The 15,030-nt window shown below is 61.6% G+C and carries 19 protein-coding genes; 17 read left to right on the top strand and 2 right to left on the bottom strand.

Annotation, left to right across the window (positions count from 1 at the left end; all coding sequences use genetic code 11):
- The 8 genes from ACQKP4_RS18830 to ACQKP4_RS18795 form a co-directional block, all read left to right on the top strand.
- A partial coding sequence (locus ACQKP4_RS18830; protein ID WP_427635157.1) for a chemotaxis protein CheW occupies positions 1-310 on the top strand: 310 nt, incomplete at its 5' end.
- Between the two features lie 49 nt (positions 311-359).
- The gene (locus ACQKP4_RS18825; protein WP_427635156.1) at positions 360-1,505 is read left to right on the top strand and encodes a protein-glutamate methylesterase/protein-glutamine glutaminase; all 1,146 of its coding nucleotides are present in this window, start codon (positions 360-362) and stop codon (positions 1,503-1,505) included.
- A complete protein-coding gene (locus tag ACQKP4_RS18820; RefSeq protein ID WP_427635155.1) occupies positions 1,505-2,245 on the top strand; it encodes a flagellar motor protein in 741 nt (246 codons plus the stop codon). The genes ACQKP4_RS18825 and ACQKP4_RS18820 overlap by 1 nt, the downstream gene beginning before the upstream one ends.
- Before the next feature lie 15 nt (positions 2,246-2,260).
- The gene (gene motD, locus ACQKP4_RS18815; protein WP_427635154.1) at positions 2,261-3,151 is read left to right on the top strand and encodes a flagellar motor protein MotD; all 891 of its coding nucleotides are present in this window, start codon (positions 2,261-2,263) and stop codon (positions 3,149-3,151) included.
- A 43-nt stretch (positions 3,152-3,194) separates the two neighbouring features.
- A complete protein-coding gene (locus tag ACQKP4_RS18810) occupies positions 3,195-3,983 on the top strand; it encodes a ParA family protein (RefSeq protein WP_427635153.1) in 789 nt (262 codons plus the stop codon).
- A gap of 1 nt (position 3,984) precedes the next feature.
- On the top strand, positions 3,985-4,854 hold the full coding sequence (locus ACQKP4_RS18805) for a CheW domain-containing protein (protein ID WP_427635152.1): 870 nt from the start codon (positions 3,985-3,987) through the stop codon (positions 4,852-4,854).
- Between the two features lie 73 nt (positions 4,855-4,927).
- Entirely contained in the window at positions 4,928-5,413 is a 486-nt protein-coding gene (locus tag ACQKP4_RS18800) for a chemotaxis protein CheW (RefSeq protein ID WP_046032850.1), read from the top strand.
- On the top strand, positions 5,414-5,806 hold the full coding sequence (locus ACQKP4_RS18795; RefSeq protein ID WP_427635151.1) for a DUF2802 domain-containing protein: 393 nt from the start codon (positions 5,414-5,416) through the stop codon (positions 5,804-5,806).
- A 134-nt stretch (positions 5,807-5,940) separates the two neighbouring features.
- Here the strand turns inward: ACQKP4_RS18795 and ACQKP4_RS18790 are convergent, their stop codons facing one another.
- Positions 5,941-6,270, bottom strand: a complete 330-nt coding sequence (locus ACQKP4_RS18790; RefSeq protein WP_427635150.1) for an EscU/YscU/HrcU family type III secretion system export apparatus switch protein — start codon at positions 6,268-6,270, stop codon at positions 5,941-5,943.
- Positions 6,267-7,841, bottom strand: a complete 1,575-nt coding sequence (locus tag ACQKP4_RS18785; RefSeq protein ID WP_427635149.1) for a flagellar hook-length control protein FliK — start codon at positions 7,839-7,841, stop codon at positions 6,267-6,269. The genes ACQKP4_RS18790 and ACQKP4_RS18785 overlap by 4 nt, the downstream gene beginning before the upstream one ends.
- A gap of 209 nt (positions 7,842-8,050) precedes the next feature.
- Here ACQKP4_RS18785 and ccmA point away from each other — a divergent pair, with 209 nt between their 5' ends.
- The 9 genes from ccmA (at position 8,051) to ccmI (ending at position 15,017) form a co-directional block, all read left to right on the top strand.
- Entirely contained in the window at positions 8,051-8,686 is a 636-nt protein-coding gene (gene ccmA / locus ACQKP4_RS18780; protein WP_427635148.1) for a cytochrome c biogenesis heme-transporting ATPase CcmA, read from the top strand.
- A complete protein-coding gene (gene ccmB, locus ACQKP4_RS18775) occupies positions 8,683-9,351 on the top strand; it encodes a heme exporter protein CcmB (protein ID WP_427635147.1) in 669 nt (222 codons plus the stop codon). Before ccmA ends, ccmB begins: the two co-directional genes overlap by 4 nt.
- 94 nt (positions 9,352-9,445) lie before the next feature.
- Positions 9,446-10,201 (top strand): heme ABC transporter permease, encoded by a 756-nt coding sequence (locus tag ACQKP4_RS18770; protein WP_262163940.1) that lies wholly within the window; start codon positions 9,446-9,448, stop codon positions 10,199-10,201.
- Entirely contained in the window at positions 10,198-10,374 is a 177-nt protein-coding gene (ccmD, locus tag ACQKP4_RS18765) for a heme exporter protein CcmD (protein WP_427635146.1), read from the top strand. The genes ACQKP4_RS18770 and ccmD overlap by 4 nt, the downstream gene beginning before the upstream one ends.
- On the top strand, positions 10,371-10,826 hold the full coding sequence (ccmE, locus tag ACQKP4_RS18760) for a cytochrome c maturation protein CcmE (RefSeq protein WP_427635145.1): 456 nt from the start codon (positions 10,371-10,373) through the stop codon (positions 10,824-10,826). The genes ccmD and ccmE overlap by 4 nt, the downstream gene beginning before the upstream one ends.
- Before the next feature lie 3 nt (positions 10,827-10,829).
- On the top strand, positions 10,830-12,818 hold the full coding sequence (locus ACQKP4_RS18755; protein ID WP_427635144.1) for a heme lyase CcmF/NrfE family subunit: 1,989 nt from the start codon (positions 10,830-10,832) through the stop codon (positions 12,816-12,818).
- Positions 12,815-13,351 carry a DsbE family thiol:disulfide interchange protein gene (locus ACQKP4_RS18750; RefSeq protein WP_427635143.1) on the top strand — a complete coding sequence of 179 codons (537 nt, stop codon included), beginning with the start codon at positions 12,815-12,817 and terminating at the stop codon, positions 13,349-13,351. The genes ACQKP4_RS18755 and ACQKP4_RS18750 overlap by 4 nt, the downstream gene beginning before the upstream one ends.
- Complete coding sequence (locus ACQKP4_RS18745) at positions 13,348-13,818, top strand: cytochrome c-type biogenesis protein (protein WP_427635142.1); 471 nt, start codon at positions 13,348-13,350, stop codon at positions 13,816-13,818. The genes ACQKP4_RS18750 and ACQKP4_RS18745 overlap by 4 nt, the downstream gene beginning before the upstream one ends.
- Positions 13,815-15,017: a c-type cytochrome biogenesis protein CcmI gene (gene ccmI, locus ACQKP4_RS18740; RefSeq protein ID WP_427635141.1), complete on the top strand. Its 1,203-nt coding sequence runs from the start codon at positions 13,815-13,817 to the stop codon at positions 15,015-15,017. Before ACQKP4_RS18745 ends, ccmI begins: the two co-directional genes overlap by 4 nt.
- Positions 15,018-15,030 lie beyond the last annotated feature (13 nt).

Below are 15,030 nucleotides of genomic sequence, written 5' to 3'. Positions count from 1 at the left end.
GCGTGCCTTTCGCCAACGCTATCCCGACGTGCGTTATGTCGACCTGATTGCCCTGGACATTGCGGGGAGCTCCGCCGCTCACGAAGAGCAGCGCGAAGGCCACGTGGTGATCCTTTCGGTGGGCACGCAGCGGATCGGCTTTGTCGTCGATCAACTGGTGGGCCAGGAAGAAGTGGTCATCAAGCCATTGGGCAAAATGCTCCAGGGAACTCCGGGCATGTCGGGCGCCACCATTACCGGTGACGGTCGCATTGCGCTGATTCTCGATGTTCCGAGCATGCTCAAGCGTTACGCCGCACGGCGTATTTGATTCTGGTGGAGCGGGGCGACAGAGCCTCGCTCCGTCTAACGGAGTGTTTATGGCAGTCAAAGTCCTGGTGGTGGACGATTCGGGGTTTTTCCGCCGCCGCGTCTCGGAAATTCTTTCAGCGGATCCGAACATCCAGGTCGTCGGCACGGCGACCAACGGAAAAGAGGCGATCGATCAGGCGCTGGCCCTCAAGCCAGACGTGATCACCATGGACTACGAGATGCCAATGATGGACGGCATCACGGCGGTGCGGCACATCATGCAGCGCTGCCCGACCCCGGTGCTGATGTTCTCCTCGCTGACGCACGAAGGCGCCCGGGTCACCCTCGACGCGCTGGACGCCGGCGCAGTGGATTTCCTGCCGAAAAATTTCGAAGACATCTCCCGCAACCCGGAGAAGGTCAAGCAACTGCTGTGCGAAAAGATTCTGAGCATCTCGCGCAGTAACCGTCGCGCCGCCACTTACAGCGCGCCAGTTCACACACCTGCACCGGCCGCTGCGCCTGCGCCGTCAAGCGCCAGCAGTTACGGCAGCAGCGCACCGGCACGTCCGGCCCCGGCGCCGATTCCGACACGTAGTCATGCGCCGGCACCGGCATCGTCTGGCCCGTCGTCGCCTGCGCCAAAACGCAAAGCCTACAAACTGGTGGCCATCGGCACGTCCACTGGCGGCCCGGTCGCCCTGCAACGGGTATTGACCCAGTTGCCGGCCAACTTTCCGGCCCCGATCGTGTTGATCCAGCACATGCCTGCGGCCTTCACCAAGGCATTCGCTGAGCGTCTGGACAAGCTCTGCCGCATCAGCGTCAAGGAAGCCGAGGATGGCGACATCCTGCGTCCGGGCCTCGCGCTGCTGGCACCCGGTGGCAAACAAATGATGATCGATGGCCGTGGCGCGGTGAAAATCCTGCCGGGCGACGAGCGTCTGAATTACAAGCCGTGCGTGGACATCACCTTCGGTTCGGCGGCCAAGTCCTACGGTGACAAAGTTCTGGCGGTCGTGCTGACCGGCATGGGCGCCGACGGTCGTGAAGGCGCGCGGCTGCTCAAGCAGGGCGGCAGTGCAATCTGGGCGCAGGATGAAGCGAGCTGCGTGATTTACGGTATGCCGATGGCCATCGTCAAAGCTGATCTCGCGGACGCGATCTACAGCCTGGACGATATGGGCAGGCACTTGGTCGAGGCGTGTATCTGATGGATGTTTTAAGCCTGATCGGCATCATCATGGCGTTCGTCGCCATCATCGGCGGTAACTACCTTGAAGGCGGTCACCTCGGCGCATTGGCCAACGGCCCGGCGGCGTTGATCGTTATCGGCGGGACCATCGGCGCAGCCTTGCTGCAATCGCCGATGAGCGCTTTCAAGCGCGCCATGCAAATCATCGGCTGGATTCTGTTCCCGCCGCGCGTGGACCTGGCCGGCGGCATTGACCGCGTGGTGAATTGGAGCCTGACCGCCCGCAAGGAAGGTTTGCTCGGACTGGAAGGCGTGGCGGATGCCGAGCCCGACAACTACTCGCGCAAAGGTCTGCAACTGTTGGTGGACGGCGCCGAGCCGGAAGCGATCCGCACCATCCTGGAAGTGGATTTCTACACCCAGGAAGCCCGCGACATCGAAGCCGCCAAAGTCTTTGAAAGCATGGGCGGCTATGCGCCGACCATCGGCATCATCGGTGCGGTGATGGGCCTGATCCATGTCATGGGCAACCTCGCCGACCCGACGCAATTGGGCAGTGGCATCGCGGTGGCCTTCGTCGCAACCATCTACGGTGTGGCCAGCGCTAACCTGGTGTTGTTGCCGATTGCCTCCAAGCTCAAGTCCGTTGCATTGCGCCAGTCGCGTTATCGCGAAATGTTGTTGGAAGGGATCCTGTCGATCGCCGAAGGTGAAAACCCTCGCTCTATTGAGTTGAAGCTTCAGGGCTTCATGGATTGATGGGGGTAATGGACTATGGCTCGTCGCCGGCAACCTGAAGAACATGTAAACCATGAACGCTGGCTCGTTTCCTACGCCGACTTCATCACGTTGCTGTTTGCATTCTTCGTCGTCATGTACTCGATCTCTTCGATCAACGAAGGCAAGTACAAAGTCATTTCCCAAGCGCTGATCGGGGTCTTTACCGACGCCGATCGCTCGCTCAAGCCGGTTCCGATTGGTGAAGAACGACCGCAGACCGTGACCCCGGCCAAGCCGCTGGTCAAGGACAGCGATCAAGTGGATGCCGGTGTTGCAGGCTCCAGCGACCCGCTGAAAAGCATCGCCGATGACATCAGCGCGGCGTTCGGCGACTTGATCAGCTCCAACCAGATGACCGTGCGCGGCAATGAGTTGTGGGTCGAGATCGAACTCAACTCCAGCCTGTTGTTCGGCAGCGGTGACGCCATGCCGAGTGACATGGCGTTCAACATCATCGACAAGGTTGCCGGGATTCTGAAACCCTTCGAAAACCCGATCCATGTCGAAGGCTTTACCGACGATCAACCGATCCGCACCGCGCAATACCCGACCAACTGGGAGCTGTCTTCGGCCCGTTCGGCGAGCATCGTGCGCATGCTGGCGATGCAAGGCGTGAACCCTGGCCGCCTGGCGTCCGTGGGTTATGGCGAGTTCCAGCCGGTGGCCAACAACGCCACCGCCGAAGGTCGCGCGCGCAACCGGCGTGTGGTGCTGGTGGTGTCGCGCAACCTTGATGTCCGACGCAGCCTGACCGGCACCGGAACCGCTCACGCACAACCCGATGCTGCGTTGAAGCGTGCTGGCACACAAACTGCACCGACCCCGGTCAAGTCGCCGGGACGAGAGAGCGCCGTCAATTCTCCGTCGCCCGCATTAACACGTTGAGCTATTTCTCGGTCGATCCTGTCGACCGGGCGGAACCTTTCGAATGAGAGTCTGGGCAGTTGCCAATCAAAAGGGTGGTGTTGGTAAAACCACTTCCTCTATCGCTTTAGCCGGTTTGCTGGCCGAGGCGGGCAAGCGTGTGGTCGTGGTCGATCTCGACCCGCACGGCTCCATGACCAGCTATTTCGGCTACGACCCCGACACCCTCGAACACAGCAGCTACGACCTGTTCCTGCACAAGGGCAGCGTGCCCCAGGGCTTGCCCGGCCAGTTGTTGCTGCCGACCAGCGACGAAAAGATTTCGCTGCTGCCGTCGAGCACCGCGCTGGCCACGCTCGAGCGCCAGTCGCCGGGCCAGAGTGGCTTGGGCCTGGTGATCGCCAAGAGCCTGGCGCAACTGTGGCAGGACTTCGATTACGCCGTGATCGACAGCCCGCCGTTGCTCGGTGTGCTGATGGTCAACGCGTTGGCGGCGAGCCAGCAGTTGGTGATTCCGGTGCAGACCGAACACCTGGCGGTCAAAGGCCTGGAACGGATGGTCAACACCCTGGCGATGATCAACCGCTCACGCAAACAGGCGCTGCCGTTCAGCATCGTCCCGACGCTGTTTGACCGTCGGACCCAAGCGTCCCTCGGGACCTTGCGCGTGCTGCGCGACAAATACCCGGAAGAAATCTGGCAAGGCTACATCCCCATCGACACGCGCTTGCGCGATGCCAGCCGGGCCGGGCTGACGCCTTCGCAATTCGATGGCAAAAGCCGTGGCGTTCTCGCTTACCGCGCGTTGCTCAAGCATTTGCTTGCGCAGCAGCTCGTCCCGCAGGTGGCGTGAGATGAATCGGCCGGTGAAAATCACCTCGCGTCCGCAGCTTGCGCTCCAGTCCTATCTGGACAACTTGCTGCAGGACGCGACCGAAGAGTGGCCGCCGCAACAAGAGGCGGCGCCGGCAGTGGTTGAGGTCGAAGCCGCGCTGGACGAATTCCAGGCGGCGGTGCTTGAAGAACAGGCGCGTGATGCGCAGAAACCCGCGGTGGTTGCCGCGCCGGTCGTGGCGCCTGCGGTCGAAAAAGCCCCAGTCATTGTGATCGAGGCGCCGGCGCCGGTGCTTGCGCCGGTTTCGACCATCGCACCGCTGCTGCAAGCCCTGGTGCCGCCGGTGGTCGAAGTCCATCGGCCGCCGAGCAACACGCCGCCACCGGTGGAAACCGACGGTCGTCCGTCATGGGCCGCCGAGCCGTTCGAATGCCTGTTGTTCGATGTCGCCGGGTTGACCCTCGCCGTACCGCTGGTGTGCCTGGGCTCGATTTACTCGCTGGCCGGCCACGAACTGACGCCACTGTTCGGGCAGCCGGAATGGTTCCTCGGGATTCTGCCAAGCCAGGGCGGCAACCTGAAAGTATTGGACACCGCGCGTTGGGTCATGCCCGACCGCTACCGCGACGATTTCCGTCAGGGCCTGCAATACGTTATTTCGGTTCAGGGCTACGAGTGGGGGCTGGCGGTGCATCAGGTCAGCCGCTCGTTGCGCCTGGACCCGAACGAAATCAAATGGCGCAGCCACCGGGGCCAACGGCCATGGCTGGCGGGCACCGTGATTGAACACATGTGCGCGTTGCTCGACGTTTCTGCCTTGGCCGAGTTGATCGCCAGCGGCGGGGCAAAGCACCTGGTCGACTTCAAGCCGAAACACAAACCGACATAACAGGCAGGCGACGGGATTCACTGTTGCTGCATGGAACACACACCGCCAGGGCGGTTTTTCGAGGGGTCAGGGTATGAATGATAAGGCGACGGCTGCAAAGGGTTCCGAAGATCCGATCCTGCAATGGGTAACCTTCAAGCTCGATAACGAAACCTACGGCATCAACGTGATGCGCGTTCAGGAAGTCCTGCGGTATACCGAAATCGCCCCGGTTCCGGGTGCTCCGACCTACGTGCTGGGCATCATCAACCTGCGCGGTAACGTGGTCACCGTGATCGACACCCGTCAGCGCTTCGGCCTGATGAACGCCGAGATCAGCGACAACACCCGTATCGTCATCATCGAAGCCGACAAGCAAGTGGTCGGGATCATGGTCGACAGCGTGGCCGAAGTGGTTTACCTGCGTCAGTCGGAAATCGAAACCGCGCCAAACGTCGGTAACGAAGAATCCGCCAAGTTCATTCAAGGCGTGTGCAACAAGAACAACGAACTGCTGATCCTGGTCGAACTGGACAAGATGATGAGCGAAGAAGAATGGTCGGATCTGGAGAATATCTGATTGATTCTTGAGGTAGCGGTCATTGTCCTGTTCCTCTTCTGGGCAGGCACGCTGGCGATGTTTCTGGCGTACATACGCGGTCAACGGCACATTGCCGCGCAACAGGCCCAGGGTGATGCGCTGCGCGATCAGCGCATCAAGGACCTGGCCAAGCGCGTCGACGACTATCAAAGCGGCATCGTGCGCATGGGTGAAGACCTGCACGAACTGCGCGCGGTGGTCAGCCCGTTGCCGGACAAACTGTCCCAACTGGAACAGCGCGATCCGTCGAGCCTGTCATTCGCCCAGGCCGCGCGCCTGGTGGGGATGGGCGCGAGCGTTGATGAACTGACCCAGTCCTGCGGGTTGACCCAGGCTGAGGCGGAGTTGATGCGCAAGCTGCACAAAAACTGATTTTTCGCGATCAGCCGAGATCGCTATTCGCGAGCAAGCCCGCTCCCACACTGGTTTTTTGCCGTACACCAAATAAGTGTTCGCGCAAGAGCCACTGTGGGAGCGGGCTTGCTCGCGAAGGCACCCTCGACACCTCAGTAATCATCCCCGCGCTCGGTGATGTCTTTCTCGACCAACACCGCATCCGGATCATGCCCCGCCGGAAACTTGCCCTTCAAATTCCACGCAAACGCAATGATCTCGGCAATCGTGCGGTACAACTCCTCCGGAATACTGTCGCCCAATTCCATCCGCGCCAGCAGCCTTACCAGTTCGGCGTTTTCATAGATCGGCACTTCGTAGTCGCGGGCTATCTTCAGAATGGCTTCGGCCAGTTCTTCGTCGCCTTTGGCCGTGAGGGTCGGGGCGTGGGTGCCGTCGTATTTGAGGGCGATGGCCTGGCGTGGAGGGTTGGGGTTTTTCATGCGGTTTCGTCGACCCAGCGTTGTTCGAGGCGGGTTTGAGGGCCTTGCGGCGGGGTGCCGAGGTGGCAATCGATATCGCCGACGTTCAGTCCGGAATCCAGCAGACGCTGGCGTAAGGCGGCCAGATTGCTTTCGATCAGGCTGGCGGTGTACGGCCGTTCGGCCCAGAGCTGGCTGGAGAGGCTGCCTTTGATCAACTGCGCCTGAATCTGCAAGGGGCCTAGCGGCTCCATGTCGAACGCCAGGTCCACGCGCCATAGCTGCTGTTGCGGCTCGCGTTCATCGCGACGTTCCTGCGGTTGGTCTTTTTCGGGGGCTTCTTCGCGCTGGAACTTGACCTGCAACGGCACGATGTCTTGCAAGTTGCGCATCGGAATTTCCAGCTGCCAGGTGCTGAGCAGGCGACCATCGTCGGTCACACCGGTCTGTTCCAGGCTCGACAGCTGATGGGTTTGCAGGCGCGAAACGGCGGCAGCGGCCAGGCGCAGCAAATGCTCCAGGTCGCCTTCGCCGTTCTGGCTTTGCAGCAGGCGCTCGGGCAGCGGAAAACTGGTCGGCAGCGGTTTGGCGCTGACCTGGCCGAGCATGCCGAGGGCGCTGCGCACGAAGCTCGGCATCGCCTGCACCAAGGTGTTGGCGGCGATGATCGCGTTGAGATTGGTGCTGGCCGGCAATCCCGGCGTCAACTGCGCAATCAGCTTGATCAGGTCGCCCTTGAGGTCGGGGGCCAGTGTCGGGTTCTGCCCGGTGAGCAGTTTCGCTTCGAGGAACAGACCGCTATTGGCCAACGCTTGGGCGACACCTTTGGGGGTGCTCAGTTGTTGCACGTCAGGCAAACCGGCCAACAGTTTTTCCACGGCAACCCGCAGGTCGCTTGAGGTCTGGTCCGAGGGCGGCAGGTTCTGCAAAACCTTGATCATGCCGTCCAGCGAGCCTTGACGGCTTTGCTGGCTGACCAGTTGCTGGGTGACCGCCAGTTGCTCCTGACGGCTGCTCAATGGCACAAATTTCAGGGTTTGCGTGTCTTGCACCAGCGCACTCAACAGCGTGCCGATGCGCAGCGGTGTCGGGCTGTCGATGCTCAGCGTGCTGCCGCTCAACGCGGTGTTGAGCAGGCTGACCATCGAGCGGAACACCGTCGGTTGGCCCGGCACCTGTGGCAGCACTTGCGAGGTGAGCACTTTGCCTTGCAGCAAGGTGCCGACCGGCAGTTGCGCGGTGTCGATGCGGGTGAGGGTGGCAATGCTGGAGGCGATGGCCTGTTGCACCGTGATCGCCAGATTACTCGCCGAGGGTTGGGTGATCGTCAGGCTGGTGCCTTGGGGCAACGGCTGCGCGCTGATCGCCTGAACGGTGGCTTGACGGCCGCTGTCGAGGGTGACTTTGAGCAACAGTTGAAAGGTCTGATCCGCCTGCTTCAGCGACAGCACTTCGGCCTTGGCGGTCTGACCTGGGTTGATCAGGCCCTCCATCGGCGTCAGCAACTTGAGCAGGTCGCCGCTCACCAACAGCGGCCGCGAAGGCGCGGGCGTGGTCGGTGGTAGCGGGAGGATGTTCATTTCGCCTGTCATACGCGGTCACAACCTGAGGAAATTGCCCTCTTGAGAGTAGGGCATGGCATGTATAATGCCGCCCCGTTGTCACCGGGGCGCTGAAAACCTTGCAAATGTTTGACGCAGCTCGCTATGACGGGCCGCCAATGCATCTATTCTGCATCTCTTTAGCGGCCGCACTATCGCCGACTTGAACCGCCGACTTGAACGTAAAGGCCCGTGATCCCTTGACCAGCCCTGTCCTGCAAACCGTTGCCCTCGCTTGTGAGCGAGACCTTCGGCTGCTCTTCGAAAACCTCGAATTGAGACTGGCCTGCGGCGAAATGGTGCAAATCAGCGGCCCTAACGGCAGTGGCAAAACCAGTCTTCTGCGGTTGTTGTCCGGCCTGATGCAACCGACCGCCGGTCAAGTGTTGCTCAACGGCCAGCCGCTCAACGAGCAACGGAGTGAGCTGGCGCGCAACCTGCTGTGGATCGGCCATGCCGCCGGGATCAAGGACCTGCTGACCCCGGAAGAGAACTTGAGCTGGCTCTGCGCCCTGCATCAACCGGCGTCCCATGAGGCCATTTGGCAGGCGCTTGGTGCGGTAGGGCTGCGCGGTTTCGAGGATGTTCCCTGCCACACGCTGTCCGCCGGGCAACAACGCCGCGTGGCATTGGCGCGATTGTATCTGGACAGCCCGCCGCTGTGGATCCTCGACGAGCCGTTCACCGCGCTCGACAAACAAGGCGTGGCGCAACTTGAAGAGCACCTGGCCGGGCACTGTGAGCGCGGGGGCATGGTGGTGCTGACCACCCACCACACGCTGACCCGGATGCCGGCCGGCTATCGCGATATCGATTTGGGGAAATGGGCCATATGAGTGTGTTTGGCCTGTTGGTCGCCCGTGAGGCTCGCTTGTTGTTTCGTCGTCCGGCGGAACTGGCCAACCCGTTGGTGTTCTTCGCCATCGTGGTCGCGCTGTTCCCGTTGGCGGTCGGACCCGAGTCTCAATTGTTGCAAACCTTGTCTCCGGGATTGGTCTGGGTCGCGGCCCTTTTATCGGTTCTGCTCTCGCTGGACGGGCTTTTCCGCAGTGATTTCGAAGATGGATCGCTGGAACAGTGGGTCCTTTCGTCGCACCCCCTGCCTCTTCTGGTTTTGGCCAAGGTACTGGCACACTGGGCGTTCTCTGGCCTGGCGCTGGTCTTGCTCGCTCCACTGCTGGCGTTGATGCTCGGTTTGCCAACCGTCTGTCTGCCGGTGTTGCTGCTTTCTTTATTGCTGGGTACACCGGTGCTGAGCCTGCTCGGTGCGGTGGGCGCGGCCCTGACGGTGGGATTGAAGCGTGGTGGCCTGTTGCTGGCGCTGCTGATTCTGCCGCTGTACATCCCGGTGTTGATTCTTGGCAGTGGCGCCTTGCAGGCGGCATTGCAAGGCATGCCGGCGACCGGTTATCTCTTGTGGCTTGGTAGCCTGACCGCCCTGGCGATAACCCTGACACCCTTTGCAATAGCTGCTGGCCTGAAGATCAGCGTCGGCGAATAATAATGAGGTCTGGTTGTTTTTTAACCACTTTTTGGTTGAAAAAAGGCAGACCCTTGGCTCTTCATAGCGAAGAGCAACCGTGATGGAAACAGTTATGAACTGGACCTGGTTTCATAAGCTCGGCTCGCCCAAGTGGTTTTACGGCATCAGCGGTAAATTGCTGCCGTGGCTAAGCGTCGCGGCGTTGTTGCTGATTGGCGTGGGCGTCGTTTGGGGCCTGGCTTTTGCGCCGCCCGACTACCAGCAAGGCAACAGCTTTCGCATCATCTATATCCACGTTCCCGCCGCGATGCTGGCGCAGTCCTGCTATGTGATGCTGGCCGTGTGCGGCGTGGTCGGGCTGGTGTGGAAGATGAAACTGGCCGACGTCGCGTTGCAATGCGCGGCGCCCATCGGCGCCTGGATGACCGCCGTGGCGCTGGTTACCGGCGCGATCTGGGGCAAACCGACCTGGGGCTCGTGGTGGGTCTGGGACGCGCGACTGACGTCGATGCTGATTCTGCTGTTTCTGTACTTCGGCCTGATTGCGCTGGGCAACGCCATCAGCAATCGCGACAGCGCCGCCAAGGCCTGCGCGGTGCTGGCGATTGTCGGCGTGATCAACATCCCGATCATCAAGTACTCGGTGGAGTGGTGGAACACCCTGCACCAGGGCGCGACCTTCACCCTCACCGAAAAACCGGCGATGCCCGCCGAGATGTGGCTGCCGCTGCTGCTGACGGTGCTGGGTTTCTACTGTTTCTTCGGCGCGGTGCTTCTGCTGCGCATGCGCCTTGAAGTGCTCAAGCGCGAAGCTCGGGCGAGCTGGGTCAAGGCCGAAGTGCAGAACAGCCTGGAGGCCGCTCGATGAGTTTTGCTTCATTCGGCGATTTCCTCGCCATGGGCCACCATGCCCTGTATGTCTGGTCGGCCTATGGCATTTGCCTGGCAGTACTGGCCCTGAACGTGGCGGTGCCGATCCTGGCCCGCAAGCGGTATCTGCAACAAGAGGCGCGTCGTCTGCGCCGGGAGAACGGCAAGTGAATCCGCTGCGCAAAAAGCGTCTTATCATCATTCTCGCGATCCTGGTCGGGGTCGGCGCTGCCGTCGGCCTGGCCCTGAGCGCCCTGCAGCAGAACATCAATCTGTTTTACACACCGACCCAGATCGCCAACGGCGAAGCCCCGCAAGACAAGCGCATTCGTGCCGGCGGCATGGTCGAGAAAGGTTCGCTGCAACGCTCCGGCGATTCGCTGGACGTGAAATTCATCGTCACCGACTTCAACAAATCCGTGACCATCGCCTATCGCGGCATTCTCCCGGACCTGTTCCGCGAGGGGCAGGGCATCGTTGCCCTGGGCAAACTCAACGCTGACGGCGTGGTGGTGGCCGACGAAGTGCTGGCCAAGCACGATGAAAAATACATGCCGCCGGAAGTGACCAAGGCCCTGAAAGACAGTGGCCAATCGGCACCCACTCCCGCCAAAGAGGGCTAACTGATGACTGCTGGAATCTTCATTCCCGAACTGGGCCAGTTGGCCATGATCCTGGCGCTGTGTTTCGCGCTGGTTCAGGCCAGTGTGCCGTTGCTGGGCGCCTGGCGCGGTGACCGTTTGTGGATGAGCCTCGCTCAGCCCGCCGCCTGGGGCCAATTCGCCTTCCTGGTGTTTGCCTTCGGTTGCCTGACTTACGCGTTCATGACCGACGACTTCTCGGTCGCCTATGTGGCCAGCAACTCCAACAGCGCATTGCCGTGGTACTACAAGTTCAGCGCCGTGTGGGGCGCGCACGAAGGTTCGTTGCTGCTATGGGCGTTGATCCTCGGCGGCTGGACCTTCGCGGTGTCGGTGTTCTCCCGGCAGTTGCCGCAAGTGATGCTCGCCCGCGTGTTGGCGGTGATGGGCATGATCAGCACCGGTTTCCTGTTGTTCCTGATCCTCACGTCCAACCCGTTCGCGCGCATCCTGCCGCAGATCCCGGCGGACGGTCGCGACCTCAATCCCTTGTTGCAAGACATCGGCCTGATCGTGCACCCGCCGATGCTGTACATGGGCTATGTCGGTTTCTCCGTGGCGTTTGCCTTCGCCATCGCCGCGTTGCTCGGCGGTCGGCTTGATGCGGCGTGGGCACGCTGGTCGCGTCCGTGGACCATCGTCGCCTGGGCCTTCCTCGGCATCGGCATCACGCTCGGTTCGTGGTGGGCGTATTACGAACTCGGCTGGGGTGGCTGGTGGTTCTGGGACCCGGTGGAAAACGCCTCGTTCATGCCATGGCTGGTGGGCACCGCGTTGATTCACTCGTTGGCGGTCACGGAAAAACGTGGCGTGTTCAAAAGCTGGACCGTGTTGCTGGCGATTGCCGCGTTCTCGTTGAGTCTGCTGGGCACCTTCCTCGTGCGGTCCGGGGTGTTGACCTCGGTTCACGCCTTTGCCTCCGACCCTGAGCGTGGCGTGTTCATCCTGATCTTCCTGCTGTTTGTGGTCGGTGGCTCGCTGACGCTGTTTGCCCTGCGTGCACCGGTGGTGAAGAGCCACGTCGGCTTCAACCTCTGGTCCCGGGAAACCTTGCTGCTGGGCAACAACCTGGTGCTGGTGGTGGCGGCGTCGATGATTCTGCTCGGCACCTTGTACCCATTGATTCTGGATGCCATGACCGGCGCCAAATTGTCGGTCGGCCCGCCGTACTTCAATGCGCTGTTCATTCCGTTGATGGCGTTGCTGATGGTGGTGATGGCCGTCGGCATGCTGGTGCGCTGGAAAGACACCCCGGTCAAATGGCTGGTGGGCATGTTGACCCCGGTGTTGCTCGGCAGCGCCGCGTTGGCCGTGGTGGCCGGCGTTGCTTACGGTGACTTCAACTGGGCCGTCATCGCGACCTTCATGCTCGCCGCCTGGGTATTGCTGGCCGGTGTGCGCGACATCCTCGACAAGACCCGTCACAAAGGTTTGATCAAAGGCCTGCCGAGCCTGACCCGCAGCTATTGGGGCATGCAGATCGCGCACTTGGGCATCGCCGTGTGCGCGCTGGGCGTGGTGCTGTCGAGCCAGAACAGTGCCGAGCGCGATTTGCGCCTGGCGCCGGGCGAGTCCATGGACCTGGCCGGTTATCACTTTGTATTCGAAGGCGCCAAGCACTTCGAAGGCCCGAACTTCACCTCGGACAAGGGCACCATCCGGGTGATTCGCGACGGCAAGGAAGTCAGCGTGCTGCACCCGGAAAAACGTCTGTACACCGTGCAGAATTCGGTCATGACCGAAGCCGGGATCGACGCCGGTTTCACCCGCGACCTCTACGTCGCCCTCGGCGAACCACTGGGCGATGGTGCCTGGGCCGTGCGCGTACACGTCAAACCGTTCGTGCGCTGGATCTGGTTCGGCGGGCTGCTCACCGGTTTCGGCGGGTTGCTGGCGGCGCTGGATCGGCGTTATCGGGTCAAGGTGAAAAGCCGCGTGCGTGAAGCACTGGGCATGACGGGAGCCACTGCATGAGACGTTGGTTGATGCTGTTGCCACTGGCGATTTTTCTGGTGGTGGCTGTTTTCCTGTATCGCGGGCTGTACCTGGACCCGGCCGAGTTGCCTTCGGCGATGATTGGCAAGCCATTCCCGGAGTTTTCCCTGCCCGCGGTGCAGGACGGCAAGACGCTGACCAAAGCCGACATTCTCGGTAAACCGGCGCTGGTCAACGTCTGGGGCACTTGGTGCATTTCCTGCCGGGTCGAGCACCCGGTGCTGAATAAACTGGCGCAGCAGGGCGTGGTGATTTACGGCATCAACTACAAGGACGTCAACGCCGACGCCTTGAAGTGGCTGGCCGAGTTCCACAACCCGTATCAGTTGGACATTCGCGATGACGAAGGCTCGCTGGGCCTGAACCTCGGCGTCTACGGCGCTCCGGAAACCTTCTTCATCGACGCCAAGGGCATCATCCGCGACAAGTACGTCGGCGTGATCGACGAACAAGTCTGGCGCGAAAAACTGGCCGCCAAGTATCAGGCGCTGGTCGACGAGGCCAAGCCATGAAGCGCTGGATCGCCGCCGCTGTACTGGGTTTGACTATGGCCGGCGTGGCGCACGCGGCCATCGACACCTACGAGTTCGCCAAGGAAGGTGACCGCGAGCGTTTTCGCGAGCTGACCAAAGAGCTGCGTTGCCCCAAGTGCCAGAATCAGGACATCGCCGATTCCAACGCACCGATTGCCGCCGACCTGCGCAAAGAGATTTTCCGCATGCTGGGCGAGGGCAAGGACAACCAGCAGATCATCGACTTCATGGTCGACCGCTACGGTGATTTCGTCCGCTACAACCCCGCGCTCAACGCCAAAACCGCCTTGCTCTGGTTCGGCCCGGCCGGCCTGTTGCTGGGCGGCTTCGTGGTGATCGCCGTGATCGTCCGCCGTCGTCGCGTACAACGCGACAGCACCCCGGACTCGCTTTCTGCCGAGGAGCGCGAGCGCCTCGACCACCTGTTGGATAAAACTCAAGAATGATTGATTTCTGGCTCGCTGCAGGTCTGCTCCTTCTGGTTGCCCTGAGTTTTCTGTTGATCCCCGTTCTGCGCGGCCGCCGCGCTCAGCTGGAAGAGGATCGAACCGCCCTGAACGTCGCGCTGTACCAGGAGCGCGTGGCTGAGTTGCAGACTCAGCAGGAAGAGGGCGTGCTCAACGCCACACAAATGGACACCGGTCGCGCCGAAGCGGCCCGTGAGCTGCTCGCCGACACCGAAGGCGTTGCGGCGCCGCGCGTGTCGCGGCTGGGCAAACCGTTGCCCTTGTTGGCGGCGATTCTCGTCCCGGTGCTGGGCCTTGGTCTGTATCTGCATTTCGGTGCCAGCGACAAGGTCGAACTGACCCGCGAGTTCGCCCAGGCGCCGCAGTCGATGGAACAGATGACCCAGCGTCTGGAGCGGGCCGTCGCGGCTCAGCCGGATTCGGCGGAAGGCTTGTACTTCCTTGGGCGAACTTACATGGCGCAGGACCGTCCCGCTGATGCGGCGAAAATTTTCGAGCGCACCGTGAACCTGGCCGGTCGCCAGCCGGAATTGCTCGGCCAATGGGCTCAGGCTCAATATTTTGCCGATGGCAAAAAGTGGTCGGACAAGATTCAGGCGCTGACCGATGAAGCGTTGAAGGCTGATCCGAAAGAAGTCACCAGCCTCGGATTGCTCGGCATCGCGGCATTCGAAGGCGAGCGTTATCAGGACGCCATCGACTACTGGAACCGCCTCCTGGCGCAATTGCCACCGGAAGACAGTTCGCGTGCGGCGCTGCAAGGCGGCATCACCCGCGCCACTGAAAAACTCGAAGCCAGCGGCGGCAAAATCGCCAAGGCGCCGGCAGCCAAAGCGGCAGCGCAGATGAACGTCACCGTCGACCTGGCGCCAGAACTCAAAGCCAAGGTTCAGCCCGGCGACAGCGTCTTCATCTTCGCCCGCGCCACGTCAGGTCCACCGGCGCCGCTGGCGGTCAAGCGCCTGACCATCGCCGACTTGCCGGCCACCGTTGAACTGGGCGATGCCGACGCAATGATGCCGCAGTTGAAACTGTCGAACTTCCCTGAAGTCCAACTGGTTGCGCGCGTCTCCCGCGCCGGCCAACCGACTGCCGGCGAGTGGATCGGTCGCAGCCAGCCTCTGGCCAGCAGCACCACCGCGCCACAGAAATTGATCATCGACAGCCCGGACAAATAACAGGAAAAGCCGC

This window comes from Pseudomonas sp. NPDC086278, assembly GCF_050280905.1.
Classification (GTDB): domain Bacteria; phylum Pseudomonadota; class Gammaproteobacteria; order Pseudomonadales; family Pseudomonadaceae; genus Aquipseudomonas.
This window is presented reverse-complemented; position numbering and strand designations above follow the sequence as displayed.

What these genes read in the sequence shown, in the direction of transcription:
- ACQKP4_RS18810 (WP_427635153.1), top strand. Translation starts at nt 3,195, where the DNA reads ATGAGAGTCTGGGCAGTTGCCAATCAAAAGGGTGGTGTTGGTAAAACC.
- ACQKP4_RS18800 (WP_046032850.1), top strand. Translation starts at nt 4,928, where the DNA reads ATGAATGATAAGGCGACGGCTGCAAAGGGTTCCGAAGATCCGATCCTG.
- ACQKP4_RS18785 (WP_427635149.1), bottom strand. Translation starts at nt 7,841, where the DNA reads ATGACAGGCGAAATGAACATCCTCCCGCTACCACCGACCACGCCCGCG.
- ACQKP4_RS18745 (WP_427635142.1), top strand. Translation starts at nt 13,348, where the DNA reads ATGAAGCGCTGGATCGCCGCCGCTGTACTGGGTTTGACTATGGCCGGC.
- ACQKP4_RS18805 (WP_427635152.1), top strand. Translation starts at nt 3,985, where the DNA reads ATGAATCGGCCGGTGAAAATCACCTCGCGTCCGCAGCTTGCGCTCCAG.
- ACQKP4_RS18770 (WP_262163940.1), top strand. Translation starts at nt 9,446, where the DNA reads ATGAACTGGACCTGGTTTCATAAGCTCGGCTCGCCCAAGTGGTTTTAC.
- ACQKP4_RS18750 (WP_427635143.1), top strand. Translation starts at nt 12,815, where the DNA reads ATGAGACGTTGGTTGATGCTGTTGCCACTGGCGATTTTTCTGGTGGTG.
- ACQKP4_RS18825 (WP_427635156.1), top strand. Translation starts at nt 360, where the DNA reads ATGGCAGTCAAAGTCCTGGTGGTGGACGATTCGGGGTTTTTCCGCCGC.
- ccmB (WP_427635147.1), top strand. Translation starts at nt 8,683, where the DNA reads ATGAGTGTGTTTGGCCTGTTGGTCGCCCGTGAGGCTCGCTTGTTGTTT.
- ccmI (WP_427635141.1), top strand. Translation starts at nt 13,815, where the DNA reads ATGATTGATTTCTGGCTCGCTGCAGGTCTGCTCCTTCTGGTTGCCCTG.
- ACQKP4_RS18755 (WP_427635144.1), top strand. Translation starts at nt 10,830, where the DNA reads ATGACTGCTGGAATCTTCATTCCCGAACTGGGCCAGTTGGCCATGATC.
- ccmD (WP_427635146.1), top strand. Translation starts at nt 10,198, where the DNA reads ATGAGTTTTGCTTCATTCGGCGATTTCCTCGCCATGGGCCACCATGCC.
- motD (WP_427635154.1), top strand. Translation starts at nt 2,261, where the DNA reads ATGGCTCGTCGCCGGCAACCTGAAGAACATGTAAACCATGAACGCTGG.
- ACQKP4_RS18790 (WP_427635150.1), bottom strand. Translation starts at nt 6,270, where the DNA reads ATGAAAAACCCCAACCCTCCACGCCAGGCCATCGCCCTCAAATACGAC.
- ACQKP4_RS18820 (WP_427635155.1), top strand. Translation starts at nt 1,505, where the DNA reads ATGGATGTTTTAAGCCTGATCGGCATCATCATGGCGTTCGTCGCCATC.